The organism is Rhizobium sp. 21-4511-3d (genome assembly GCF_053522545.1).
The window spans coordinates 634,891-661,499 of the sequence record NZ_JBNWCF010000001.1; the positions used below are offsets into that span (position 1 = coordinate 634,891).

Annotated in this window: 21 protein-coding genes; 18 read left to right on the forward strand and 3 right to left on the reverse strand. The window is 61.6% G+C overall.

What is annotated here, in order from left to right; all coding sequences use genetic code 11:
- Position 1 precedes the first annotated feature (1 nt).
- The 16 genes from ACQZ5H_RS03375 (at position 2) to ACQZ5H_RS03450 (ending at position 17,768) form a co-directional block, all read left to right on the forward strand.
- On the forward strand, positions 2 to 622 hold the full coding sequence (locus ACQZ5H_RS03375) for a 5' DNA nuclease (protein WP_449096733.1): 621 nt from the start codon (positions 2 to 4) through the stop codon (positions 620 to 622).
- 224 nt (positions 623 to 846) lie between these two features.
- The gene (nuoG, locus tag ACQZ5H_RS03380) at positions 847 to 2,928 is read left to right on the forward strand and encodes an NADH-quinone oxidoreductase subunit NuoG (protein WP_130282600.1); all 2,082 of its coding nucleotides are present in this window, start codon (positions 847 to 849) and stop codon (positions 2,926 to 2,928) included.
- Between the two features lie 12 nt (positions 2,929 to 2,940).
- A complete protein-coding gene (nuoH, locus tag ACQZ5H_RS03385) occupies positions 2,941 to 3,984 on the forward strand; it encodes an NADH-quinone oxidoreductase subunit NuoH (RefSeq protein ID WP_112720473.1) in 1,044 nt (347 codons plus the stop codon).
- A gap of 40 nt (positions 3,985 to 4,024) precedes the next feature.
- Positions 4,025 to 4,516 carry an NADH-quinone oxidoreductase subunit NuoI gene (nuoI, locus tag ACQZ5H_RS03390; RefSeq protein WP_112720472.1) on the forward strand — a complete coding sequence of 164 codons (492 nt, stop codon included), beginning with the start codon at positions 4,025 to 4,027 and terminating at the stop codon, positions 4,514 to 4,516.
- A gap of 143 nt (positions 4,517 to 4,659) precedes the next feature.
- Positions 4,660 to 5,274, forward strand: a complete 615-nt coding sequence (locus tag ACQZ5H_RS03395) for an NADH-quinone oxidoreductase subunit J (RefSeq protein ID WP_112720471.1) — start codon at positions 4,660 to 4,662, stop codon at positions 5,272 to 5,274.
- Positions 5,275 to 5,297: 23 nt separating this feature from the next.
- Positions 5,298 to 5,606: an NADH-quinone oxidoreductase subunit NuoK gene (nuoK, locus tag ACQZ5H_RS03400; protein WP_018900202.1), complete on the forward strand. Its 309-nt coding sequence runs from the start codon at positions 5,298 to 5,300 to the stop codon at positions 5,604 to 5,606.
- Positions 5,607 to 5,613: 7 nt separating this feature from the next.
- A complete protein-coding gene (gene nuoL, locus ACQZ5H_RS03405) occupies positions 5,614 to 7,611 on the forward strand; it encodes an NADH-quinone oxidoreductase subunit L (RefSeq protein WP_112720470.1) in 1,998 nt (665 codons plus the stop codon).
- Entirely contained in the window at positions 7,611 to 9,122 is a 1,512-nt protein-coding gene (locus tag ACQZ5H_RS03410) for an NADH-quinone oxidoreductase subunit M (RefSeq protein ID WP_203429074.1), read from the forward strand. The genes nuoL and ACQZ5H_RS03410 overlap by 1 nt, the downstream gene beginning before the upstream one ends.
- An 18-nt stretch (positions 9,123 to 9,140) precedes the next feature.
- Positions 9,141 to 10,586 (forward strand): NADH-quinone oxidoreductase subunit NuoN, encoded by a 1,446-nt coding sequence (nuoN, locus tag ACQZ5H_RS03415; RefSeq protein ID WP_112720491.1) that lies wholly within the window; start codon positions 9,141 to 9,143, stop codon positions 10,584 to 10,586.
- Entirely contained in the window at positions 10,586 to 11,350 is a 765-nt protein-coding gene (locus ACQZ5H_RS03420) for a biotin--[acetyl-CoA-carboxylase] ligase (RefSeq protein WP_449096734.1), read from the forward strand. The genes nuoN and ACQZ5H_RS03420 overlap by 1 nt, the downstream gene beginning before the upstream one ends.
- 9 nt (positions 11,351 to 11,359) lie before the next feature.
- Positions 11,360 to 13,030, forward strand: coding sequence for a ribonuclease J (locus ACQZ5H_RS03425; protein ID WP_199628738.1), 1,671 nt, complete (start codon positions 11,360 to 11,362; stop codon positions 13,028 to 13,030).
- Positions 13,031 to 13,032: 2 nt separating this feature from the next.
- Positions 13,033 to 13,437, forward strand: a complete 405-nt coding sequence (mce, locus tag ACQZ5H_RS03430) for a methylmalonyl-CoA epimerase (RefSeq protein WP_449096735.1) — start codon at positions 13,033 to 13,035, stop codon at positions 13,435 to 13,437.
- Positions 13,438 to 13,559: 122 nt separating this feature from the next.
- The gene (locus ACQZ5H_RS03435) at positions 13,560 to 13,841 is read left to right on the forward strand and encodes a DUF1467 family protein (RefSeq protein WP_112720464.1); all 282 of its coding nucleotides are present in this window, start codon (positions 13,560 to 13,562) and stop codon (positions 13,839 to 13,841) included.
- A gap of 584 nt (positions 13,842 to 14,425) precedes the next feature.
- Positions 14,426 to 15,748 carry a proline--tRNA ligase gene (gene proS, locus ACQZ5H_RS03440; RefSeq protein WP_449096736.1) on the forward strand — a complete coding sequence of 441 codons (1,323 nt, stop codon included), beginning with the start codon at positions 14,426 to 14,428 and terminating at the stop codon, positions 15,746 to 15,748.
- Between the two features lie 13 nt (positions 15,749 to 15,761).
- Complete coding sequence (locus ACQZ5H_RS03445; protein ID WP_449096737.1) at positions 15,762 to 17,069, forward strand: lipoprotein-releasing ABC transporter permease subunit; 1,308 nt, start codon at positions 15,762 to 15,764, stop codon at positions 17,067 to 17,069.
- Between the two features lie 15 nt (positions 17,070 to 17,084).
- Positions 17,085 to 17,768 (forward strand): ABC transporter ATP-binding protein, encoded by a 684-nt coding sequence (locus tag ACQZ5H_RS03450; protein WP_449096738.1) that lies wholly within the window; start codon positions 17,085 to 17,087, stop codon positions 17,766 to 17,768.
- 3 nt (positions 17,769 to 17,771) lie between these two features.
- Here the strand turns inward: ACQZ5H_RS03450 and ACQZ5H_RS03455 are convergent, their stop codons facing one another.
- On the reverse strand, positions 17,772 to 18,236 hold the full coding sequence (locus ACQZ5H_RS03455) for a DUF5680 domain-containing protein (RefSeq protein WP_112720461.1): 465 nt from the start codon (positions 18,234 to 18,236) through the stop codon (positions 17,772 to 17,774).
- A 397-nt stretch (positions 18,237 to 18,633) separates the two neighbouring features.
- On the opposite strand from ACQZ5H_RS03455, the gene dnaE reads away from it, so the two are divergent.
- Positions 18,634 to 22,119, forward strand: a complete 3,486-nt coding sequence (gene dnaE, locus ACQZ5H_RS03460) for a DNA polymerase III subunit alpha (protein WP_449096739.1) — start codon at positions 18,634 to 18,636, stop codon at positions 22,117 to 22,119.
- On the opposite strand, the gene ACQZ5H_RS03465 is transcribed toward dnaE, so the two are convergent.
- Positions 22,116 to 23,354 (reverse strand): L,D-transpeptidase family protein, encoded by a 1,239-nt coding sequence (locus ACQZ5H_RS03465; protein WP_449096740.1) that lies wholly within the window; start codon positions 23,352 to 23,354, stop codon positions 22,116 to 22,118. The two genes, dnaE and ACQZ5H_RS03465, sit on opposite strands and share 4 nt — an antisense overlap.
- 174 nt (positions 23,355 to 23,528) lie before the next feature.
- On the opposite strand from ACQZ5H_RS03465, the gene ACQZ5H_RS03470 reads away from it, so the two are divergent.
- On the forward strand, positions 23,529 to 25,259 hold the full coding sequence (locus tag ACQZ5H_RS03470) for a GNAT family N-acetyltransferase (protein ID WP_449096741.1): 1,731 nt from the start codon (positions 23,529 to 23,531) through the stop codon (positions 25,257 to 25,259).
- On the opposite strand, the gene ACQZ5H_RS03475 is transcribed toward ACQZ5H_RS03470, so the two are convergent.
- On the reverse strand, positions 25,256 to 26,551 hold the full coding sequence (locus ACQZ5H_RS03475; protein WP_449096742.1) for a DNA polymerase IV: 1,296 nt from the start codon (positions 26,549 to 26,551) through the stop codon (positions 25,256 to 25,258). The genes ACQZ5H_RS03470 and ACQZ5H_RS03475 overlap by 4 nt on opposite strands.
- Positions 26,552 to 26,609 lie beyond the last annotated feature (58 nt).

The following is a 26,609-nucleotide window of genomic DNA, read 5'->3' on the forward strand; positions in this document are numbered from 1 at the left end:
GATGACGAAGGCGTCGGGCAGCAAGGACAAGCAGGGAGGGGCCGATTTCTCGGCTGACTTCGGCCGTCTTGCTGCCGAGATGCTGGAGAATGCCCGCTCGATGCCGATGCATCCGATGATGGCCCATCCGGCCGCAGCGATGGCAGCGGCAACCGCCGTCGGCATCGGTTTCTCGACGCAGATGGCCGGTGCTTTCTTCGGTGCGCTGCAAGGCGCCTTGGAAGCGACGAGCCGGATTGCCGAAGCACTCGACGAGACGCCGCCGCAAGCGGCAAAGCCTGAGGTTCGCATCAAGCCGGAGAACATCCGGCCGGCTGCTGCCAAGAAGGCGGCCTTGTCGATCGTCGCAACGCCGGAGCCGAAGGCGGCTCCTGTCGCTGCGAAGAAGCCGGCGAGCCGTGGCAGAAAGGCCGACGACCTGAAGCTGATTTCCGGCATCGGTCCGAAGCTGGAGCAGGTGCTGAACGCCAAGGGTATCCGCACCTTCGCTGCGATCGCAGCCTGGAGCGATGCGGAAGCGGCAGGCATCGACGCCGAGCTCGGCTTTGACGGCCGGATCGCCCGCGACGACTGGCGGGGGCAGGCCAAGGCTCTCGCGGCGAAGCGCCGCAAGCGGGTTTGAGTTTTTCCGGCTGACCCAAGCGGCCGGAGGGAATAAGGCAGGCATGACGGGGCAGGGGCCTCGCTCAGGCAAGCCGATCGGGTCTCGGGTTCCCCGGGGCCGGGGAAAGACAATTTGGGCGACACCGGTGCTTGCGGGGACGAAATCCCGCCTGGCAGCGGTCATGTTGCAGAATAAGGTTTGTTTGCCGCCATCCGGCGAACGGGAAACAGGACTGAGTGACGATGGCAAAACTGAAGATTGACGGTAACGAGATCGAGGTCCCGGATCACTACACGCTCATTCAGGCGTGTGAGGAAGCCGGCGCTGAAGTTCCGCGTTTCTGCTTCCATGAGCGGTTGTCGGTCGCCGGCAATTGCCGCATGTGCCTTGTCGAAGTGAAGGGTGGCCCGCCGAAGCCGCAGGCTTCCTGCGCCATGGGCGTGCGCGATATCCGCGGCGGCCCGAACGGTGAACTGCCCGAAGTTTTCACCAACACGCCGATGGTCAAGAAGGCCCGCGAAGGCGTGATGGAATTCCTGCTGATCAACCATCCGCTGGATTGCCCGATCTGCGACCAGGGTGGCGAGTGCGACCTGCAGGACCAGGCGATGACATTCGGCATCGATACCTCGCGCTATCAGGAAGACAAGCGCGCCGTCGAGGACAAGTATATCGGACCGCTCGTCAAGACGGTCATGAACCGCTGCATTCACTGCACGCGCTGCGTCCGCTTCACCACCGAAGTGGCCGGCATCTCCGAGCTCGGCCTGATCGGCCGCGGCGAAGACGCCGAAATCACCACCTATCTCGAGCAGGCGATGACGTCCGAGCTGCAGGGCAACGTCGTTGACCTCTGCCCGGTCGGCGCGCTGACCTCCAAGCCCTTCGCCTTCACGGCCCGCCCGTGGGAACTGAACAAGACGGAATCGATCGACGTCATGGACGCGCTCGGCTCGGCCATCCGCGTCGATACCCGCGGCCGCGAAGTCATGCGCGTCATGCCGCGCGTCAACGAGCAGATCAATGAAGAGTGGATCTCCGACAAGAGCCGCTTCATCTGGGACGGCCTGAAGACGCAGCGCCTCGATCGTCCTTACGTCCGCAAGGGCGGTCGCCTGCAGCCGGCAACCTGGGCCGACGCCTTCGGCGCCATCAAGACGGCAGTTGCTGGCACGACGGGCGAGAAGATCGGCGCGATCGCCGGCGACCTCGCAACCGTCGAGGAAATGTACGCATTGCAGGAACTGGTAAAGTCGCTCGGTTCCGAGAACCTCGACTGTCGCCAGGATGGGACGGCACTTGATCCGTCGCTCGGCCGCGCAAGCTACCTCTTCAACCCGACCATTCAGGGCATCGAAGAAGCAGATGCGCTGCTCATCATCGGCGCCAACCCGCGCTTCGAAGCAGCCGTTCTCAACGCCCGCATCCGCAAGCGCTGGCGCCGCGGCGGTTTCCCGATCGGTGTGATCGGCGAAGCCGGCGAAATGCGCTACGACTACGAATATCTCGGCGCCGGTCCGGATACGCTGAAGGATCTCGTCGACGGCAACCATGCCTTCGCCAAGGTTCTCGCTGACGCCAAGAAGCCGCTGATCATCATCGGCCAGGGCGCTCTGTCGCGCGCTGATGGTGCAGGCGTCCTCGCCAGCGCCGCCAAGCTCGCAGGCGCAGTCGGCGCTGTTGCCGAAGGCTGGAACGGCTTTGCCGTCCTGCACACGGCAGCGGCCCGCGTCGGTGGCCTCGACCTCGGCTTCGTTCCGGGCGCCAAGGGCGTCGATGCCGCAGAGATGCTGTCCTCCATGGACGTGCTCTTCCTGCTCGGCGCCGATGAACTCGATTTCACCAAGAAGGCTGCGAAGTTCGTGGTCTATATCGGCTCGCACGGCGACCAGGGCGCGCATAACGCCGACGTCATCCTTCCGGCTGCTGCCTATACCGAAAAGTCCGGTACCTGGGTCAACACCGAAGGCCGCGTCCAGATGGGCAACCGCGCCGGCTTCGCACCGGGCGACGCCCGCGAAGACTGGGCGATCCTGCGTGCTCTCTCCGACGTGCTCGGCAAGAAGCTTCCCTTTGATTCGCTTGGCGAATTGCGCGGCAAGCTCTATGCGGCATTCCCGCATTTCGCAGCCATCGACGAGATCGCGGAAAGCGACAGCGCCAAAATTGCCGCAGTTGCGAAAAAAGCCGGGAAGATGAACAAATCCGGGTTTGCTTCACCGGTCAAAGACTTCTATTTGACGAACCCGATAGCGCGTGCCTCGGCTGTCATGGCCGAGTGCTCGGCATTGGCCCGCAACAACTTCAAAGTCGCGGCAGAGTAAGGGCAGGGGACTATGGAATCGTTTGTTTCAACTTATGTCTTGCCTGGCCTTCTAATGGTCGGTCAGTCGCTGCTGCTCCTGGTCTGCCTGCTGGTCTTCATCGCATATATCCTGCTTGCCGACCGTAAGATCTGGGCAGCCGTTCAGCTGCGCCGTGGACCCAATGTGGTTGGTCCCTTCGGCCTTTTCCAGTCCTTCGCCGACCTTTTGAAGTTCGTCTTCAAGGAACCGGTCATTCCGGCCGGCGCCAATAAGGTCGTCTTCCTGCTGGCACCGCTGGTGACCGTGCTTCTGGCACTGTCCACCTGGGCCGTCATCCCGTTCTCCAACGGCTGGGTGATCGCCAACATCAATGTCGGCATTCTCTACATTTTCGCGATCTCGTCGCTCGAAGTGTACGGCATCATCATGGGCGGCTGGGCTTCGAACTCGAAGTATCCGTTCCTCGGCGCGCTCCGCTCGGCAGCGCAGATGGTGTCCTACGAAGTCTCGATCGGCTTCGTCATCGTCACCGTTCTTCTCTGCGTGGGTTCGCTGAACCTGACGGATATCGTCATGGCGCAGCAGACCGGTCTCGGCACCAAGCTCGGCCTGCCCAGTTCGTTCCTCGACTGGCACTGGCTGTCGCTGTTCCCGATGTTCATCATCTTCTTCATCTCGGCGCTGGCTGAAACCAACCGTCCGCCCTTCGACCTTCCGGAAGCGGAATCGGAACTGGTTGCCGGCTTCATGGTCGAATACGGTTCCTCGCCGTACATGATGTTCATGCTCGGCGAATACGCGGCCGTCTGCCTGATGTGCTCGCTGACGACAATCCTCTTCCTCGGCGGCTGGCTGCCTCCGGTTGATTTCTGGCTAATCAATTGGGTCCCGGGCATCATCTGGTTCATGCTCAAGTCGTGCCTGGTGTTCTTCATGTTCGCGATGGTCAAGGCATTCGTGCCGCGCTACCGCTACGACCAGCTGATGCGCCTCGGCTGGAAGGTCTTCCTTCCACTGTCGCTCGCCATGGTCATTATCGTTGCATTCGTGCTGAAACTGACGGGATGGGCATGATCATGACATCCCTCGTTTCCGGCAAATTTGGAGGTTGAAGATGGCAAGCTTGTCAAACACCGTCAGCTCGCTGTTCCTCAAGGAATTCGTCGGCGCATTCTTTCTGTCGATGCGCTACTTCTTCAAGCAGAAGGCGACGATCAACTATCCGTTCGAAAAGGGTCCGGTTTCTCCGCGCTTCCGCGGCGAACACGCACTGCGCCGTTATCCGAACGGCGAAGAGCGCTGCATCGCCTGCAAGCTCTGCGAAGCGATCTGTCCCGCTCAGGCGATTACCATCGAAGCCGGCCCGCGCCGCAATGACGGCACCCGCCGTACGGTGCGTTACGACATCGATATGGTGAAGTGCATCTACTGCGGCTTCTGCCAGGAAGCCTGCCCGGTCGATGCGATCGTCGAAGGCCCGAATTTCGAATTCGCCACGGAAACCCGCGAAGAGCTTTACTTCGACAAGCAGCGGCTTCTCGACAATGGCGACCGGTGGGAACGCGAAATCGCGCGCAATATCGCGATCGACGCGCCGTACCGCTGATTGGAATTTGAAATGCCGCAGGGCAGGCGACAGCCGCCCGCGGTCAACATGCACCGGAGCTTTGCCGGCCCTTCAGGGTAGACGGAGCTTCATCGGGCAGGGAAACTCCCGGCTGCCCGGGGGAAGATGAAAAAGGCACCAACATGGGTCTGCAGGCTCTATTTTTCTATCTTTTCGCCTTCGTCGCGGTCGCGTCGGCGTTCATGGTCATCTGGGCAAAGAACCCGGTTCACTCGGTTCTGTTCCTCATCCTGACCTTCTTCAATGCCGCGGGCCTCTTCCTGCTGCTTGGCGCCGAGTTCCTAGCGATGATCCTGCTGGTCGTTTATGTCGGCGCGGTCGCGGTTCTCTTCCTCTTCGTGGTCATGATGCTCGACATCGACTTCACGGAGCTGCGCGCGGGGGTTCTCGAATATGCGCCGATCGGCGCGCTGATCGGTATCATCCTCGCGGCTGAGCTGATCATCGTCATCGGCGGCAGCGTGATCTCGCCCGAGATTGCCAAGACCGTCGCCATGCCGATCCCGGCTCTGACGGAGCGCACCAACACGGCGGCGCTCGGTGACGTGCTCTATACGAACTACGTCTACTTCTTCCAGATCGCCGGTCTGGTCCTTCTCGTCGCGATGATCGGTGCGATCGTGCTGACGCTGAGGCACCGCACCAACATTCGCCGTCAGAATATTTCCCAGCAGGTTGCCCGCACGCCGGCGACCGCCGTCGAGGTGGTCACCGTCAAGCCGGGGCAGGGCCTCTAAGCGCAGGGACAAGGAACAAGAACATGGTCATCGGTCTTTCCCATTACCTGACGGTCAGCGCCATCCTCTTCACGCTCGGCGTCTTCGGCATCTTCCTGAACCGCAAGAACATCATCGTCATTCTCATGTCGATCGAGCTGATCCTGCTTGCGGTCAATATCAACATGGTCGCCTTCTCGTCGTTCCTCAACGACATCGTCGGCCAGGTCTTCGCACTTTTCATTCTGACCGTCGCGGCTGCGGAAGCAGCCATCGGTCTTGCAATTCTCGTTGTCTTCTACCGCAACCGCGGTTCGATCGCGGTCGAAGACGTCAATATGATGAAGGGCTGAGCGGCTCATGTTCCTCTATAAGGCTATCGTCTTTCTTCCCTTGATCGGCGCGATCATCGCCGGCCTTTTCGGCCGCGCGATCGGCGCCAAGGCATCGGAATATGTCACCAGCGGCCTGATGATCATCGCCGCCGCTCTCTCCTGGTACGTCTTCTTCACGGTGGCCCTCGGCCATCCGGAAGGCGCGATCAAGGTTGAAGTCCTGCGCTGGATCCAGTCCGGCGGCATCGACGTCTCCTGGTCGCTGCGCATCGACACGCTGACCTCGGTTATGCTGATCGTCGTCAACACGGTCTCGACGCTCGTGCACATCTACTCGATCGGGTACATGCATCACGACCCGCATCGTCCGCGCTTCTTCGCCTATCTGTCGCTCTTCACCTTCGCCATGCTGATGCTGGTGACTTCCGACAACCTGCTGCAGATGTTCTTCGGCTGGGAAGGCGTGGGTCTGGCGTCCTATCTGCTGATCGGCTTCTGGTTCAAAAAACCGTCGGCTTCGGCTGCCGCGATGAAGGCCTTCATCGTCAACCGCGTCGGCGACTTCGGCTTCGTGCTCGGTATCGCAGGCGTCTTCGTTCTCTTCGGCGCCATCAACTTCGACACGATCTTCGCCAACGCTGCGAACTTCGCGCCGCATGAAGGTGCAGAAGCTGCCAGCGAGGTCGTTCTGAACCTCTTCGGCATGCAGCTCGACAAGACGCATGCGCTGACCGCCGTCTGCCTGCTGCTCTTCATGGGTGCCATGGGCAAGTCGGCTCAGTTCCTGCTGCACACCTGGCTGCCGGACGCCATGGAAGGCCCGACGCCGGTTTCGGCGCTCATCCATGCCGCGACCATGGTTACCGCCGGTGTCTTCCTCGTCGCCCGCATGTCGCCGCTCTTCGAACTGTCGCATGATGCGCTGACCTTCGTCACCATCATCGGCGCGATCACTGCCTTCTTCGCGGCAACGGTCGGCCTCGTTCAGAACGATATCAAGCGCGTCATCGCCTATTCCACCTGCTCGCAGCTCGGCTACATGTTCGTGGCGCTCGGAGTAGGGGCCTATGGTGCCGCGATCTTCCATCTCTTCACGCACGCCTTCTTCAAGGCACTGCTCTTCCTCTGCGCCGGTTCGGTTATCCACGCCGTCGATGGCGAGCAGGACATGCGTTACATGGGCGGCCTGCGTCCGCACATCAAGGTCACGTTCTGGATGATGATGATCGGTACGCTCGCCATCACCGGCGTCGGCATTCCGTTCACCCCGATCGGTTTTGCGGGCTTCTTCTCGAAGGACGTGATCATCGAGGCTACCTACGCGTCGCACTCGCCGGCTGCAGGCTTCGCCTTCACGCTGCTCGTCATCGCCGCTCTGTTCACCAGCTTCTATTCCTGGCGCCTGATCTTCCTGACCTTCTTCGGCAAGCCGCGCGCTTCCCACGAAGTGATGCATCACGTCCATGAATCGCCTCAGGTCATGCTGGTGCCGCTCTACATCCTGGCAATCGGCGCCGTCTTCGCCGGCTTCCTCTTCGAGGGCCGCTTCTATGGCGAAGAATATGCCGAATTCTGGAAGGGCGCGCTGTTTACCTCCAAGGAAAACGAGCTGCTGGAGCACTTCCATCACGTTCCGGCCCTGGTCGCGCTCAGCCCGTTCATTGCGATGGTCATCGGCTTCGTGACCGCCTGGTACATGTACATCAAGTCGCCGTCGACGCCGCGCGTTCTCGCGCAGCAGCACCGCGTCCTCTACCAGTTCCTGCTCAACAAGTGGTACTTCGACGAACTCTACGACTTCCTCTTCGTCCGCTCCGCCAAGGCTCTTGGCAACTTCCTGTGGAAGAAGGGTGACGTCGGCGTCATCGATACCTACGGCCCGAACGGCATTGCCGCCCGCGTCGTCGATGTCACGAACCGCGTGGTCCGCCTGCAGACCGGTTACCTCTATCACTACGCCTTCGCGATGCTGATCGGCATTGCAGCGCTCGTTACCTGGATGATGCTCGGGAGTTCCTTCTGATGACCGATTGGCCTATTCTTACAACGGTCACCTTCCTGCCGCTCGTCGGCGTGGTGCTTCTGCTGCTGATGAATGAGAACGGCCCGAACGGCCGCCGCAACGTGCTGAACATCTCGTTGATCACGACGATCGTCACGTTCCTGCTGTCGCTCCTGATCTGGACTGGCTTCGATAACGCCAATCCGGGCTTCCAGATGGTCGAGAAGCACGCTTGGCTCGGTACCGGCATCGGCTATCATGTCGGCGTCGACGGCATCTCGATGCTGTTCGTCATCCTGTCGACCTTCCTCATGCCCTTCTGCGTGCTGGCAAGCTGGCTCTCGATCGAGAAGCGCCTGAAGGAATACATGATCGCCTTCCTCATCCTCGAAGTGATGATGGTTGGTGTCTTCGTGTCGCTGGATATCGTGCTCTTCTACGTCTTCTTCGAAGCCGGCCTCATCCCGATGTTCCTGATCATCGGTGTCTGGGGTGGCGCGAACCGCGTCTATGCGAGCTACAAGTTCTTCCTCTACACGCTGCTCGGCTCGGTGCTGATGCTGCTCGCCATCATGGCGATGTACTGGCAGGCCGGCACGACCGATATCTCGGCGCTGCTCGCCTACAAGTTCCCGCCGCAGATGCAGACATGGCTATGGCTGGCCTTCTTCGCCTCCTTCGCCGTGAAGATGCCGATGTGGCCGGTTCACACCTGGCTTCCCGACGCGCACGTTCAGGCGCCGACGGCCGGGTCCGTCATCCTGGCAGGCGTGCTCCTGAAGCTCGGCGGCTACGGCCTGATCCGCTTCTCGCTCGGCATGTTCCCTGTTGCCTCCGACTTCTTCGCACCGATGGTCTTCGCGCTGTCCGTCATCGCCATCATCTACACCTCGCTGGTGGCGATGATGCAGGACGACATCAAGAAGCTGATCGCCTACTCGTCGGTAGCGCACATGGGCTACGTGACCATGGGCATCTTCGCCGCCAACATGCAGGGCGTTCAGGGCTCGATCTTCCAGATGCTGTCGCACGGCATCGTCTCTGGCGCGCTCTTCCTCTGCGTCGGCGTCGTTTACGACCGCACCCATACCCGCGAGATCGCGGCCTATGGCGGCCTGGTCAACAACATGCCGAAATACGCAGTGGCGATGATGGTCTTCACCATGGCCAATGTCGGTCTGCCGGGCACCTCGGGCTTCATCGGCGAATTCCTGACCCTGATCGGCGTCTTCCGCGCCAATACCTGGGTTGCGCTCTTCGCTGCCACCGGCGTCATCCTGTCGGCTGCCTACGCTCTGTGGCTTTATCGCCGCGTGATCTTCGGTGCGCTTGAAAAGGAAAAGCTGAAGGCTCTGCTCGATCTTTCGCCGCGTGAGCAGATGCTGCTCTACCCGCTGATCGCGCTGACCATCTTCTTCGGTGTCTATCCGGCTCCGGTCTTCGATGCGACGGCCGCTTCGGTTGACATGCTGGTGAACAATTATACGGCCGCCGTACACGCAGCGCAGAACGTTGCGCTGTCGATGAACTGATGACGGGACTTTTTGGACATGACCGCTGAAACCATTCTTGCAAGCCTGCATCTCACCGCGCCGGAGCTGATCCTCGCGGTAGGCGCCCTTGTCCTGCTGATGATCGGTGTCTTCACGGGCGAGCGGTCCGGGCGTCTGGTGAGCGTGCTCGCCATGATCCTGTTCGCGGCTGCGGCTCTCTGGCTGATCTTCATCCCGTCCAACGGCCTCGCCTTTGGCGGCGTCTACAAGGCGGACGGCTTCTCCCGCTTCATGAAGGTGACGGCGCTGACCGGCTCCTTCGTGGCGCTCTTCATGTCGCTCGGCCACGCCAAGGAGAACCAGCTCGACAAGTTCGAGTTCCCGGTTCTGCTCGTGCTCTGCACCCTCGGCATCATGCTGATGATCTCGGCAAACGACCTGATCGCGCTCTATCTGGGCCTCGAGCTGCAGTCGCTGGCGATCTACGTCGTCGCTGCGATCAACCGCGATAGCGTCAAGTCGACGGAAGCCGGCCTGAAGTATTTCGTGCTCGGCGCGCTGTCCTCGGGCATGCTGCTCTACGGCATGTCGCTGGTCTATGGCTTCACCGGCCATACGCACTTCGCCGATATCGCCCAGGCGCTCAATGTCGAAGGCGCGCGTTCGCTTGGCCTGATCTTCGGCCTGGTCTTCATCCTCGCCGGTATCGCCTTCAAGATCTCGGCCGTGCCGTTCCACATGTGGACGCCCGACGTTTACGAAGGTGCGCCGACCCCGGTCACCGCCTTCCTGGCGAGCGCCCCGAAGGTTGCCGCCATGGCCATGATGACCCGTATCGTCATCACCGCCTTCCAGCCGATCATGGCTGACTGGCAGCAGGTCGTGGTCTTCATCTCGATCGCCTCGATGCTGCTCGGCTCCTTCGCCGCTATCGGCCAGAAGAACATCAAGCGACTGATGGCCTATTCGTCGATCGGTCACATGGGCTATGCGCTGGTCGGTCTTGCAGCCGGCAACCAAACGGGCGTCTCCGGCGTCATGCTCTACATGGTCATCTACATGGTCATGACGCTCGGCTCCTTCGCGATCATCATGTCGATGCGCCGCAAGGATGGCACCGTCGTCGAAGCGATCGACGATCTGGCGGGTCTCTCGAGCACCAACCCGTTCATGGCGACGGTTCTCACCATCCTGATGTTCTCGCTTGCCGGTATCCCGCCGCTCGCTGGCTTCTTCGCGAAGTACTTCGTCTTCGTCGCAGCCATCGAAGCCAAGCTCTATGCGCTCGCCATCATCGGCGTTCTCGCATCGGTTGTCGGCGCCTACTACTACCTGCGCGTCATCAAGCTGATGTGGTTCGATGAAGCCAAGGGCGAGTTTGCCCGCGTTTCCGGTGCCCTCAAGCTGGTCTACGGTCTCTCCGGCCTCTTCGTTCTCGCCTATGTTCTCATCGGCGGTCCGATCGGCGGTGCGGCTGAGCTGGCGGCAGCGACGCTGTTCTGATGATGTCTCCAGCGCGGCGCCGGATATCGCTCGGCGATATCAGGCACGAAGCCTTGACGGAGACACCTTCGACCAACACAGAATGCCTTGCCCGAGCCCGGGCAGGGGATCCCGGCCTCCTCTGGGTGACCGCGGTCAGGCAGACCGGCGGCCGCGGCCGCCGCGGACGCCCCTGGGTCTCCGAACCCGGCAATCTCTATTCTTCCCTTCTCCTGATCGATCCTGCTCCGATGGAGCGCATAGGATCCCTGCCGCTGGCGATTGCTGTCGCCGTCCATCAGGCGATCCGCCAGGTCCTGCCGCCGGGCGCCGAGCCGCTCGAGGTCAAATGGCCGAACGACATCCTGATCGGACGCAAGAAGACCTGCGGCATTCTCGTCGAAGGCGAGCAGCTGTCGGATGGGCGCTATGCGCTGGTGATCGGCATTGGCATCAATGTCTCGGTCATGCCTGAAAACCCGATGTACCCGGTGACATGTCTGCGCGAGCAGGGCAGCTCGGCCTCGCCCGAAGAGCTCTTCGCCCATCTCTTCGCCTCGATGGCCGAAGTGCTGGATGTCTGGAACGCCGGGCGCGGCATCAAGGAGATCACTGCGCGCTGGCGCGAGGTCGCCTGTGGCGTCGGCGAGAAGATTACCGTGAATTTACCGGACAGGTCGATTTCCGGCCATTTCGCTGGAATTGATGATAATGGGCTGTTGATGCTCGATACCGGCGCAGGCAGGATGATGCAGATCGCCGCCGGCGACGTTTTCTTTGGATAGTAGGACCTAATGGCGAAACAAGACGAACTGGTATTTCTTCCGCTGGGCGGCGTCGGCGAGATCGGCATGAATCTCGCTCTGTACGGCTATGGCCCCGCGGATCACCGCCAGTGGATCATGGTCGATTGCGGCGTGACCTTCCCGGGTCCAGACCTGCCGGGCGTCGATCTCGTGCTGCCCGATATCCGCTATCTCGCCACCGAGCGCAAAAGCCTGAAGGCGATCATCATCACCCACGCGCACGAAGATCATTACGGCGCGCTGGCCGATCTCTGGCCGGGCCTCAATGTTCCCGTCTATGCCTCGCCCTTTACCGCGGGCCTGCTCGAAGCCAAGCGCAATTTCGAGAAGGACGCGATCGGCGAAGTGCCGGTCACGATTTTCAAGGCAGGCGACACGATCAATGTCGGCCCCTTCAGCATCGAAGGCGTCGCCGTCAACCACTCGATCCCCGAGCCGATGTCGCTGATGATCCGCACGCCGCTCGGCAACGTCATTCACACCGGCGACTGGAAGATCGACCACGAGCCGTCGCTCGGGCCGCTGACCGACGAGAACCGCTTCCGCCAGCTTGGCGACGAAGGCGTGCTGGCGCTGATGTGCGATTCCACCAACGCCCTGCGCGACGGCGTCTCGCCCTCGGAGAAGGACGTCTCGGAAAGCCTGCGCAAGATCATCGAGAATGCCGAGGGCCGCGTGGCGATCACCACCTTCTCCTCGAATGTCGGCCGTATCCGTACCGTCGCCGAGGCTGCCGAAGCCGCCGGCCGCGAAGTGCTGCTGCTCGGCAGCTCGCTGAAGCGCGTCGTCGACGTCTCGCGCGACATCGGCATCATGGAAGGCATCAAGCCCTTCATCTCCGAAGACGAATACGGCTACATCCCGCGTGACAAGGTCGTGGTGATCCTGACGGGCAGCCAGGGTGAACCGCGCGCCGCACTCGCCAAGCTCTCGCGCGACGAGATGCGCAATGTGGCGCTCGCCGCCGGCGATATCGTCGTCTTCTCCTCGCGCGCCATCCCGGGCAACGAGAAGGCGATCCAGGACATCAAGAACGGCCTCGTCGAGCAGGGTGTCCACATCATCACCGACGGTGAAGCGCTGGTCCACGTTTCCGGCCATCCGCGCCGTAACGAGCTGCAGCGCATGTACCAGCTGGTTCGCCCGAAGATCGTCGTGCCGGTCCACGGCGAGGCGACGCATCTGACGGCGCATAAGGAGCTGGCCGAGCAGTCCGGCATCGCAAGCGTGCCGCGCGTGCGCAACGGCGACATCCTGCGTTTGGCACCTGGTCCGGCCGAAGTCATCGACGAAGCCCCGCATGGCCGCATCTACAAGGACGGCTCGCTGATCGGCGACTTCGACGAGATGGGTATCGGCGAGCGCAAGAAGCTCGCCTATGTCGGTCATGTCGCCGTCAATGTCGTCCTCGACAGCCGCTACGACATCATCGGCGAGCCGGATCTCGTCGCCATCGGTCTGCCCGTCTATGACGATGAAGGCGACGAGATGGAAGACACGCTGTTCGACGCCGTCATCGGCGCCGTCGAGAGCATTCCGCGCGCCCGCCGCAAGGATCTCGACATGGTGCAGGAAGCGATCCGCCGCGCCGTGCGCGCCGCCGCCAACCACGCCTGGGGCAAGAAGCCCGTCGTCACCGCCTTCCTGACCAAGGTCTGATCATGCTCGGCCGCGTCAATCACATCGCGATTGCCGTCCCCGATCTCGCCGCTGCGACGGCCAGCTACCGCGATACGCTCGGCGCCAGGGTTTCGGCGCCGCAGTCCCTGCCGGAGCATGGCGTTACCGTCGTCTTCGTCGAGCTCGACAATACCAAGGTCGAGCTCTTGGAACCGCTCGGCGAGAACTCGCCGATCGCCGCCTTCCTCGAAAAGAGCCCGTCCGGCGGCATGCACCACATCTGCTACGAGGTCGCCGACATCACCGCCGCCCGCGACCATCTGATCACCTCAGGGGCGAGGGTGCTTGGTAATGGCGAGCCGAAGACCGGCGCCCATGGCAAGCCGGTGCTCTTCCTGCATCCCAAGGATTTCTTCGGCACACTGATCGAGCTCGAGCAGGTCTGACAGCCGCTTCTGCGGCAGAGTGACCTAGTCCCCAGCATTGGTCGCGGCGTGATTTGAGCTTTGCGCCATTCCACTCTATAAGCGCGGCGTTGCGATGGTCGTAACGCGATTTGGGACCCGCCATGCTGCAGATTTTCCTACAGGGCTTCGCCGTCTATTTCATCGTCTGGTGGCTCACGCTATTCGCCGTTCTGCCGATCGGTCTGCGCACCCAGGCGGAAGACAATGAGGTGGTGCTCGGCACGGTTCCGAGCGCCCCGGCGCGCTTTCGCCCGCTCTTCGTCTTCTCGCTGACGACGGTGATTTCGGCCATCATTTATGGCGCCTGGTACGTGTCTTCGACCTATTTCGGCTGGGGCTTCGATGCCCTGCCGCAGATCGGCCCGAGCTTCAATATCGAATAGGGCTTTTGCTCAATCTTTGAGCATATGTGTTAGCGCTAGCGAAAATGCCGTCATACGGCTGTCATCAACATGATGCAAAGAGCTCACGCGGAGGCAGCGATGTCTGCCGTTACGTCAATTCTCTGATGTTCACGTTAGGGAAGGGGCCGAAAAACCAAAAAAAAACAAGGCTAAAAGCCTTGTTTTAAGTATCGCGTGATCTGTAACCGTTGCCGGGGCTGCGACGAGCGCGCCTAAGATCTGATCCTCCCAAGACTTGACCGCGAATTGGCAAGAATTTATCTCCTTGCCTGTTTTGTGAGCTGAAACTAGCTCAAAGATTGGGCTTTGTCACCAGCTTTTTTTGCATTTTTGCTACAGTCGGGCAAAAAATTCCTGTTGACAAGATTTTGATGCAAGCCCTTATAAACGCGCGATTTTTTCTGCATTTGCGTTTTCCGGACGCCAACTTGCGTCTGCGGAAGGCTGCTTGCGCTGCTCGCGGGTTTCTTTCCGGCTGCGAAGCAGCTATGAACGCTCCCACCATTAACGAATGCCGTCGATTCCGCGATTGAAGTGGAATCCCAACTGCTCTGGAATCCGCCATGCGTCTGTCCCGCTACTTCCTGCCCATCCTGAAGGAAAACCCCAAGGAGGCGGAAATCGTCTCCCACCGGCTGATGCTGCGCGCCGGCATGATCCGCCAGCAGTCGCAGGGCATCTATTCCTGGCTGCCGCTCGGCAAGCGTGTTCTCGACAAGGTGAACAACATCATCCGCGAGGAGCAGAACCGCGCCGGCGCCATCGAGCTGTCGATGCCGACCCTGCAGTCGGCCGAGCTCTGGCAGGAAAGCGGCCGCTATGATGCCTACGGCAAGGAAATGCTGCGCATCAAGGATCGTCAGGATCGCCCGATGCTCTACGGCCCGACCAACGAGGAAATGGTCACCGATATCTTCCGAGGCTACGTCAAGTCCTACAAGAACCTGCCGCTCAACCTCTATCACATCCAGCTGAAGTTCCGCGACGAGATCCGTCCGCGCTTCGGCACCATGCGCTCGCGCGAGTTCATGATGAAGGATGCCTATTCCTTCGACCTGACGAAGGAGGGGGCGATCCACTCCTATAACAAGATGTTCGTGGCCTACCTGCGCACCTTCGACCGCCTCGGTCTGCGCGCCATCCCGATGCGCGCCGATACCGGCCCGATCGGCGGCAACCACAGCCACGAATTCATCATCCTTGCCGACACCGGCGAGTCCGAAGTGTTCTGCCACAAGGATTTCGTCAATTTCGACATCCCGGAAGCCGACACCGATTTCGACAGCGTCCAGGGTCTGGAAAGCGTCTTCGACAAGTGGACGTCGCTCTATGCCGCGACCTCCGAAATGCACGATGAGGCTGCCTTCGACGCGATCCCCGAAGGCGAACGCCTGTCGGCCCGCGGTATCGAAGTCGGCCACATCTTCTATTTCGGCACGAAATATTCCGAGCCGATGGGCGCCAAGGTCCAGGGTCCCGACGGCAAGGAACACAATGTTCACATGGGTTCCTACGGCATCGGCCCGACACGCCTTGTTCCCGCCATCATCGAAGCATCGCATGATGAGAACGGAATCATCTGGCCGGCCTCCGTCGCGCCGTTCGATGCGATCGTGATCAACATGAAGGCCGGCGACGCCGCCTGCGACAGCGCCTGCGAGAAGATCTACGCAGCGCTCTCCAAGGGTGGCAAGGACGTCCTCTATGACGACACCGACGATCGCGCCGGAACGAAGTTTGCGACGGCTGACCTGATCGGCGTTCCCGTTCAGATCATCGCCGGCCCGCGCGCGGTCGCGAACGGCGAAGTGGAAGTCAAGGACCGCAAGACGGGCGCCCGCGAGACGATGACCATCGACGCGGCAATCAATAAGCTCTTGGGCTGATAACGGAGGCGAAATGGCAGAGGCAGCAGTGGACAAGCGGGGTTCGAAATCCGGCTTCGGTCCGGCGAGCAAGCCATTTTCCACCTTCGAACGCATGGTCGCCTGGCGCTATCTGCGCGCCCGGCGCAAGGAAGCCTTCATTTCGGTCATCGCCGGCTTCTCCTTCGTCGGCATCATGCTCGGCGTTGCGACGCTGATCATCGTCATGGCGGTGATGAACGGCTTCCGCACCGAGCTGATCTCGCGCATCCTCGGCATCAACGGCCACATGATCGTCCAGCCGGTCGATGCGCCCTTCACCGATTATGCGGCGCTGACGGAAAAGTTCGCCGCCGTTCCCGGCATTCGCATGGCCTTGCCGCTCGTCGAGGGACAGACGCTGGCCTCCGGTCAGGGCGGTGCTGGCACCGGCGCGCTGGTGCGCGGCATTCGCCCGGAAGATCTGACCAAGCTGAAGACCGTCTCCGACAATATCAAGTCGGGCGACCTCGTTGGTTTCATGTCCGGGCAGGGCGTGCTGATCGGCTCCGGCATGGCCAACCAGCTCGGCCTGCAGGCGGGCGATACGATCACGCTGATCTCGCCCGAAGGTGACGTCACGCCGATGGGCATCAATCCGCGGGTGAAGTCCTATACGGTCTCCGGCATCTTCGAGATCGGCATGTCCGAATACGATTCTGCCATCATCTATATGCCGCTCGAGGAATCGCAGCTCTATTTCAATTCCGAAGGGCTGGTGCAATCGATCGAACTCTTCGCCAGCAATCCAGATGACGTCGACAATCTGAGGCCGAAGGTGGAGGCTGCCGCCGGCCGCCAGATCGCCATCACCGACTGGCGCCAGCGCAACCAGACCTTCTTCTCGGCCCTCCAAGTCGAGCGCAACGTTATGTTCATGATCCTGACGCTGATCGTTCTCGTCGCGGCGCTGAACATCATCTCCGGCCTGATCATGCTGGTGAAGGACAAGGGCAGCGACATCGCCATCCTGAGAACGATGGGCGCGAGCTCCGGCGCCATCATGCGCATCTTCTTCATGACCGGGGCTGCGATCGGCATCGTCGGCACGCTTGCCGGCGTGCTGCTCGGCGTCGTCGTCTGCATCAATATTGAGTCGATCCGCCAGTTTTTCTCCTGGATCACCGGAACGATACTCTTCAATCCGCAGCTCTACTTCCTGAGCCAGCTGCCGGCGCAGATGAGCGTCAGCGAGACGACTTCGGTCGTCATCATGGCTCTGACGCTGTCTTTTCTTGCGACCATCTTCCCGGCCTGGAGGGCTTCACGGCTCGATCCGGTGCAGGCGCTGCGCTACGAATAAGGAATGCTGAACTCCATGAAACGCAATGTCGTTCTCAAGCTTTCCGGCGTCGAGCGTCACTACGGGCAGGGCGATACGGTGCTCTCCATCCTGAAGGGGGCCGACTTCACGCTGCATAGCGGCGAGATCGTCGCTCTGGTTGCGCCGTCGGGCACCGGCAAGTCGACGCTGCTCCATCTGGCGGGTCTCCTGGAACATCCTGATGACGGTGAGGTCAGCATCAACGGCCATGCCTGCAACGGACTGTCCGACGATAAGCGCACGGCGATCCGCCGTAGCGAGATCGGCTTCGTCTATCAGTTTCATCACCTGCTGCCGGAATTCTCGGCCCAGGAAAACATCATGATGCCGCAGATGATATCGGGCCTTGCGCGCAAGGAAGCCGCCGTCCGCGCCCAGCAGCTGCTCGAATACATGCGCATCGGCCATCGCGGCGCCCATCGCCCGGGCGAGCTCTCCGGCGGCGAGCAACAGCGCGTGGCGATCGCCCGCGCCGTTGCCAATGCGCCGAGCCTGCTGCTCGCCGACGAACCGACCGGCAATCTCGATCCGGAGACGGCCAACTACGTCTTCGATGCTCTGGAGGCGCTGGTGCGCCAGTCCGGTCTCGCGGCCCTGATCGCCACGCATAATCACGAGCTCGCCAGCCGCATGGACCGCCGGGTGACGATCAGCGACGGCCAGGTCGTCGACTTCTGAGCCTCAGAGCCGGATCAGGCCGCCGCGGTAGTCGAGTTCATAGGCGCGCCGTTCCTCGACGATGATCATTTCCATGCCGCGGAAATGCGCACAGTCGCCCTCGCTGCTGTCGATATAGAGGCCGAAGGCATGGTCGAATTCCATGCCGCCGAGGAAGCGCTTCTTCTCGGAATACATCGACGACAGGGCCGCCTTGATGACGGCGCCGGCGCGGCTGCCGTCGATCAGCCCGGGCTCGATGATGTGGCCGAAATAGTTCATCGCCCAGATGGGCTCGCCATTCAGCCAGACCGTTTCCTGGCCGCAAAAATCAGTTCCGCCGAAATAGCTGTCGAGATAGCGCCATTCGCCACGCTCGTAGCCGATGTCATGCGACCCCGGACGGCAGGATGGGCGGGGACTGCCGCCACCCACGTAAGTCCTCGATTTCGCCTCGACGATGAAGTCATTGAGCAGGGTGAGATACATGGCGCGCCTCCTGCGAGCGTTGTCGCAGATGCGTGGCCTTCTGTAAAGAACAAATGCGGAACATGGCAGTTGCCGCCGACAGGGAGATGTGGGCGAACGTCCCCGGATGCGCGTTAACCAAACGGAAAAGATTCCTGTTGACGAAAGAACAAGAGTGGAACAAACTAAAAACATAACGAGTAAAGGAGAGCCAAATGACTGACATGATCCGTGACGTCGCAGCATTCACCTCCATCGCAATGTTCGTTGCCAGCTTCTCGCTGATCCTGATGGCGATGTAATTTTTCAGGGGACCGCATGGCTGCTATGCGGTTCAAGGCGGGGTCTTCTTCTGGACATCTCCACGGCCACGACCGACAATGGCGCCGATTCATACGGGCGATTGAAGGGACGTGTCATGGCGGAAGCAGAGAGCGGATTTATCGGCGGGACGCCGGGCTTCGTTCATCTGCGCGTGCACTCGGCCTATTCGCTGCTCGAGGGCGCGCTGCCGCTGAAGAAGGTTCTCTACAAGGCAGCGGGCGACAGCCAGCCGGCGATCGCCATCACCGATACGAACAACCTGTTCGTCGCGCTCGAATTCTCGCAGAAAGCCATGGACGAGGGCCTTCAGCCGATCATCGGCTGCCAGCTGTCGATCGACATGGAAGACGGCCTGGAGATCGAGAAGCGCGGCGGCCAGCAGATGATGGGCAAGCTCCCGTCGATCGTCGTGCTTGCCACCAGCGATGACGGTTATGAGCGCCTCGTCGATCTCGTCAGCCGCGCCTATCTCGGCGGCGAGGACGGGCAGGCGATCCACATTCGCTCGTCCTGGCTGGAAGAGGCGGGCACCGAAGGCCTGATCGCCTTGACGGGTTCGCTCAGCGGCCCGGTCGATATGGCCCTCAAGCAGGGACACCTGGCGCCGGCCGTATCGCGGCTGCTGACGCTGAAGTCACTGTTCGGTGACCGGCTCTATGTCGAGCTGCAGCGCCACGGCACATACGACAAGCGCCATGAGCAGAAGATCATTGGTCTCGCTTATGAGCACGATTTGCCGCTGGTCGCCACCAACGAAGCCTTCTTCCCGACGCGCGACGACTACGACGCGCATGACGCGCTGATGGCCGTTGCCCATAATGCCATCGTTTCCGACGACAGCCGCTTCCGCCTGACGCCGGACCATTACCTGAAGAGCCGCGCCGAGATGGCGAAGCTCTTTGCCGATTTGCCAGAGGCGCTTGAGAATACGATCGAGATCGCCCGGCGCTGCTCCTTCGTCCTGAAGACCCGCAAACCGATCCTGCCGCGCTTCACCGGCGCCACCGCCGATCCCGAGGAAGCCGAGCGCGCCGAGGCGCTGGAGCTTCGCCGCCAGGCGGAGGAGGGGCTCGACATGCGCCTCGCGACACTCGGCATGTCGGCTGGCTACGAAGAGAAGGATTACCGCGAGCGGTTGGAATTCGAGCTCAGCGTCATCGAGCGCATGAAGTTCCCCGGCTACTTCCTGATCGTTGCGGACTTCATCAAATGGGCCAAGCAGCATGACATCCCCGTCGGCCCGGGCCGCGGTTCGGGTGCGGGTTCGCTCGTTGCCTATGCGCTGACCATCACCGACGTCGATCCTCTGCGCTTCTCGCTGCTCTTCGAACGCTTCCTCAATCCGGAACGCGTCTCGATGCCTGACTTCGATATCGACTTCTGCCAGGATCGCCGCGAAGAGGTGATCCGCTACGTGCAGAAGAAATACGGCCGCGAACAGGTGGCGCAGATCATCACCTTCGGTTCGCTGCAGGCGCGCGCTGCACTGCGCGACGTCGGCCGCGTGCTCGAAATGCCCTATGGCCAGGTCGACAAGATCTGCAAGATGGTGCCCAACAACCCGGCCAACCCGACGCCCCTGCACAAGGCGATCGAGGAAGATCCGAAGTTCCAGGAAGAGGCCGACAAGGAGCCGGTTGTCGCTCGTCTCCTTGATATTGCCCAGAAGATCGAAGGTCTCTACCGCCACGCCTCCACGCACGCCGCCGGTATCGTCATCGGCGATCGTCCGCTGTCGAAGCTGGTGCCGATGTATCGGGACCCGCGTTCCGACATGCCGGTTACCCAGTTCAACATGAAATGGGTCGAGCAGGCCGGCCTGGTGAAGTTCGACTTCCTCGGCCTGAAGACGCTGACAGTGCTCAAGGTCGCTGTCGACTTCTGCAAGAAGCGCGGCATCGAAGTCGATCTTGCCTCCATTCCGCTCGACGACAAGCTGACCTACGAAATGCTGTCGCGCGGCGAGACGGTCGGCGTGTTCCAGGTGGAAAGTGCCGGCATGCGCAAGGCGCTGATCGGCATGAAGCCCGACTGTATCGAGGACATCATTGCGCTGGTGGCGCTGTACCGTCCGGGCCCGATGGAAAACATCCCGACCTACAATGCCCGCAAGCATGGCGAGGAAGAGGTCGAATCGATCCATCCGACGATCGACTATCTGCTGAAGGAAACCCAGGGCGTTATCGTCTACCAGGAGCAGGTCATGCAGATCGCTCAGGTGCTGTCGGGCTATTCGCTCGGCGAGGCCGACCTGCTGCGCCGCGCCATGGGTAAGAAGATCAAGGCTGAGATGGACCAGCAGCGCGAGCGCTTCGTCGACGGCGCCGTCAAGAACGGCGTATCGAAGCCGCAGGCCGACAACATCTTCGAACTGCTGGCGAAGTTCGCGAACTACGGCTTCAACAAGTCGCACGCTGCGGCCTACGCCATCGTCTCCTACCAGACGGCCTATATGAAGGCGCATTATCCGGTCGAGTTCCTGGCCGCGTCGATGACGCTCGATATGTCGAATACCGACAAGGTCAACGACTTCCGCCAGGATTCCAAGCGTCTCGGCATCGAGGTCATCGCGCCCTCGGTGCAGACCTCCTTCCGCCATTTCGAAACCGGCGACCAGCGGATCTATTACGCGCTGGCGGCGATCAAGGGCGTCGGCGAAAACGCCGTCGAGCACATCGTTCAGGTCCGCGGCGACAAGCCCTTCGCCAGCATCGAGGATTTCTGCCTGCGCATCGATCCGCGCCAGGTGAACCGTCGCGTGCTGGAAAGCCTGATCTATGCCGGTGCCTTCGATTGCTTCAATATCGACCGTGCCCAGCTCTCCGCCGGCCTCGACCGCGTTCTCGGCTATGCGCAGCGCGCCCAGGAAAACAAGCTGAGCGGCCAGTCGGACATCTTCGGCGGCGCTCTCTCGTCGGGCCCCGAGAAGATCGCGCTGCCGCCATTCTCGCCCTGGCTTGCTTCGGAGCGCCTGCTCAAGGAATTCCAGGTTCTCGGCTTCTACCTGACTGCTCATCCACTCGACACCTACAACAGCCTGCTGCAGAAGATGCGTGTCCAGACCTTCGCGGATTTCTCGGCGGCGGTGAAACAGGGTGCCGCTAACGGGCGTCTCGCCGGCACCGTCATCTCCAAGCAGGAGCGCAAGACGAAGACCGGCAACAAGATGGGCATCATCGTCTTCTCGGATTCGTCTGGCCAGTTCGAATCCGTGCTGTTCTCGGAAATGCTGAACCAGTATCGCGATATCCTGGAGCCCGGAAAATCCTTCGTGATCACGGCAACCGGCGAAGAGCGCCCGGAAGGCGTCAGCCTGCGCCTGCAGACCGTCCAGTCGCTGGAAGAGAAATCGCTGCAGATGCAGAAGGCGCTGCGCGTCTATGTCCGCGATTCCGGCCCGCTGAAGGCGGTCGCCGCGCACCTGAATGCCAAGGGCGACGGCCTGGTGTCCTTCATCGTCATCAAGGAAGATGGCAAGCGCGAGGTCGAGGTGGCGCTGCCGCAGAAATATCGGATCACGCCCGAAATCGCGGCCGCCTTGCGGGCCGCGCCGGGGATTATCGATGTCGAGCTTGTCTAGCGCGTCACGGTGATGAAATCGGTGCCGGCGCCGGTTTCCGGGCCAATGCCGGTATCGGATATCGTCATCGTCGAACCGGCGGCAAGCAGCGCGTCGACGCGCTTGCGCGTCTCGTCCGGGATCTGGATGCGTGACAGCGCGTTGCTGATCGGGCTGCCCATGATGATCGAGCCCTCCTGCGTCTTGATGCCGAGCCGCTTCATCGTCTGCGAAGGCAGATTGTTGTCGAGCGTCAGGCCCAGCCAGTCGGCCGTGCCGTTCTCCTGATCCACCTTATGCAGCGTGAAGAAATGCGTGCCGAGCGCCAGCTGCGGATTGTCGATGATCACAGGCGCCTCGAACAGCGGCTTGAAATCCTGGCGGATCATCAACACGCCGTTCGGCGGTTCGCCCTTGCCGACGGCTGCGTAAACTTCCCTTAGGAGAGTATCGCTGGTCAGCGTCCGGTCGCCCTTGAACTGCGCGGGGCGCAATGCCTTGAAAGCGTTGATCGCCTGCACCGTGGATGGGCCGAGCAGGCCATCGGGATTGCCGGCGTTGAAGCCCAGCTGATTGAGATAGGTCTGGATATCGATGATCGCCTCGCGCTGGGCGCGCCGGGTGATCAGGATGCGGATCGGTTCGACATTTTCAGGCGCCGCCGCGACGGGCGGGATCAGCGAAGCCGAGACGGTATTCATCGCCAGCTGCACCGGCTCGCCATCGCTGCTGCCGATTGCCGGGCGCAGCTGCACGTCGGAAAGCAGGAGCGCCGGTTCCGGCGCATTCGGGCGGAACAACGCCGGATGGTCGATCGGTTCGGGCACCACGGCCGCATTGCTGATGATGACGGGAACGCTGAGGTCCGTCATCTTGTAAAGTTCCTTGGCAAAGGCGGCGGGCATGCGCACGCAGCCATGCGAGGCCGGATAGCGCGGCACGGAATTCGACTCGTGCAGCGCGATACCGGACCATGTCAGCCGCTGCATCCAGGGCATGGGTGCAGCCGAATAGAGATTGGATTCGTGATATTTCTTCTTCTCGAGCACTGAGAAGATGCCGCTCGGCGTCGTGTGGCCGGGCTTGCCGGTCGAGACTTTCGAGGTCGCGACAACCTCCGTGCCGTCATAGACGGCAAGCGACTGCTTGTCCTTGGAGACGATGATTTGCAGCGTCCGGGCGTCTGCCGCAAGAGCAGGGTTCACCAAGGCGGTCGCCGACAGCAAGCCGAGGCCGAAAACAATACGCGAGAACATGTTACCCAACCAATACGCAATACTTGGCTGGGACAATATTCAACGAAGTTTAAGGAAGGCTTGATCCGCGCCACCCGGCTTCGCGTCTCACGCATTAGTGATCAAGCGGCCGCTTATTGTAGGGATGGCGAATATATGCAAATCTGCCGGGACTAAGCGGTTGGGAGACCCGCCATGTACGTCGATATTGTATCCGCGTTCGACGAGCTCGACAGACTGCGCCCGGATTGGGAGGCCGTCTACGATGCCGATCCGGAATCGCATTATTTCATGTCCTGGAACTGGATGCGGCGCTATCTGGAAACGCGCGGCAACTGGCATGTTCTGGCGGCGAGACCTGCCGAAGGCGCGCCCTATGTCGCCTTCCTGCCGCTGCAGATCCGCCTGGATTTCGAGCCCGGCCACGGCTTCTACAATGCCATTCACATGGCCGGCATGCCGTTCTCCGTCTATAGCGGCATCCTCTCGCTGCCGGAGCAGATGAGCGATGCGATGGCCGCCTTCGCCGCCAGCCTGCGGACCTTCAACTGGCGCCGCTTCAATCTCGATGAAATCTATCTCTCGGACGAGCGCCTGCAGGCGCTGATCGGCAGCTTTCCGCGCGCCGATTTCGTCCCGGCAAAGGTGGTCCGCGCCAGCCATATCACCGATGCCGGCGAAGACATCGATCACGACGCCTATGTCTATATTCCGCTGGAGGATGATTTCGAGACTTTCCTCAGCACCCGTCTCAGCCCCAAGACGCGCCGTAATGCGCGATGGGCGCTGCGCGACCTTGCGAACGGCAAGCACGGGATGCACATCACCCACACGACATCAGAGACATTCGAGCAGAACCTCGAAACCTTCTACGCCATGTGGAATGCGCAATGGGGTGCGCGCCAGCCGGAATATGCGGCGGGGATCATTGATGGTTGCCGCAAGATGCTGCGCGGTTCCTTCGACGACGGATCGCTTTTCGTGCCGGTACTCTGGGAGGAGGACAGGGCGGTTGCCGCGCAGATCCTCTATCTCGACCACAAGAAGAAGACGATGCACTGCTTCATCGGCGGCCGGGATAGCGAGGCGCAGTCTCACAGCCCGGGCTTCGCGCTGCATTGCTACTGCCTGCGCTGGGCGATCGAGAACGGCTTTCGTGTCTATGACTTCGGTACCGGCGATTACTCCTACAAGTTCACGTTCGGTGCTGATCAGCACCAGGTCGAGCGCCGCCGGGTGATGACGGTCTCGGAGCGCAATATCGGCGATCGCCTCGATCCGCGATCGCTGGATGCCGTCTGCACGCGCGCCTCGCATATGGCTGCGAAGGGTGATCTGGAGAATGCGGCGCTCTGCTGCCGGCAGATCCTTGCGGCCGATCCGGATCATGCGCGCGGCCGTGCCCTCTGGGCCAATCTCGAAGCCGTCCGCCGCCGGCCGGCCAATGCGAGCGAGCTCGATGCGCTGATGCAGACGGCCGTCAACGATCACCGTCAGGGCGCGCTCGATCGGGCCGCGTCAGGCTATCGCCGCGTCATCGAGGCCGAGCCCGCTCATTTCGCCGCCCATCATCAGCTGGCGTTAGTCCTGCTGCAGCAGGGCAGGTTCGAGGCGGCGCAGACAGAGGTGGCCGAGGCACTGGCGCTACGGCCGGAAGATGCCGCCGCCCATTGCACTTGCGGCAACATCCTTGCGGCCCTGAAGCGCGATGAGGCGGCGCTGGCGAGCTATGACCGGGCGATCGCCCTGTCGCCCGGCTATGCCACGGCCTTCAACAATCGCGGCAATGTCCTGCGCCGCATGGGCCGTCTCGAGGACGCCGTCGAGAGCTATTCGCATGCTCTTGAAAGGGCACCGGATTACGCGCAGGCGGCATTGAACAAGGCAGCCGTTCTCGCCGAACTGCACGCGGTAGAACCTGTCTAGCGCTCGCGCTTGCCGCCGCCGAATGTATAGCCGGTCTCGACCGTGCCCTTGCCGAACTTGTCGCGCAGCTTGTCCATCGCCGCTTCCGCCGCCGCGCGCCGTGTCGACTGGTGGTCGATCAGGTCGGGCGGATCGGCGCGGCCGGGATCGCAGAGATCGCTGACGCCGATGCCGATCAGGCGGAATTTCGTGCCGTCGGTCTCCTTCTCCAGAAGCTCGATGCCGGTGCGAAATATGCGGTCGGCAAGCTGGGTCGGGTCTTCGAGGCGCCGGTTGCGCGTCCGGAGCTTGAAGTCCGCGGTCTTCATCTTCAGCACCACGGTATGCCCGGCGATGTCATCCTTCTTCAGCCGCCAGGAGACCTTCTCGGAGAGATTGCGCAGGATCGGCACCAGATCGTCGTACCGCGAGATGTCCTCGAAGAATGTCGTCTCCGCCGAGACGCTCTTTGCCGCCTCGTTCAGATGCACCTCACGGTCGTCGATGCCGCGCGAGAGACGGGCGAGGCGCTGGCCCATGCTGCCGTAGCGGCGCATCAGGTCGGTCTCTTCCATCTGCTGCAGCTGCCCGATCGTGCGGATGCCGTCGGATTCCAGCGTGGCGGCAAATGCCTTGCCGACGCCCCAGATCGTGGTGACGGGGCGAGGCGCCAGAAATTCGACCGCTTCCTCGCGGCCGATCACCGAAAATCCCCGCGGCTTCTGCAGGTCGGAGGCGACCTTCGCCAGGAACTTGCAATAGGAAAGCCCGACGGAAACGGTGATGCCGACCTCCTTTTCGACGCGCCGGGCGAATTTCGCCAGCGTGCGGGCAGGGGGATCGTGGTGCAGGCGCTCGGTGCCGCCGAGTTCCAGGAAGGCCTCGTCGATCGACAGCGGCTGCACCAGCGGCGTCAGCTCCTGCATCATGCTGCGAACCTCGCGGCCGACTCTGCCGTACTTCTCCATGTCGGGCCGGATGACGACCGCCTGCGGGCAGGCCTCGAGCGCCTTGAACATCGGCATGGCCGAACGCACACCATGGATACGGGCGATATAGCAGGCGGTGGAGACGACACCGCGCTTGCCGCCGCCGATGATCACGGGCTTGTCCGCAAGCTCCGGATTGTCGCGTTTCTCGACAGCCGCATAGAAGGCGTCGCAGTCGATATGCGCCAGCGTCAGTCCGTAGAGTTCCTTGTGTCGCACCACGCGCGGGCTGCCGCAGGCCGTGCAACGGCGCGCTTCGCCCTTCTGCTCGGCAAGGCAGTCGCGACAGAAGCCGTGTGTCTTGTCAGGCGCAGGGTGAGTCATCGCTGGAACAAATGTTGAACATGGCGACTTTACGCTCTAAGCTTTCGAGTCTCAAGAC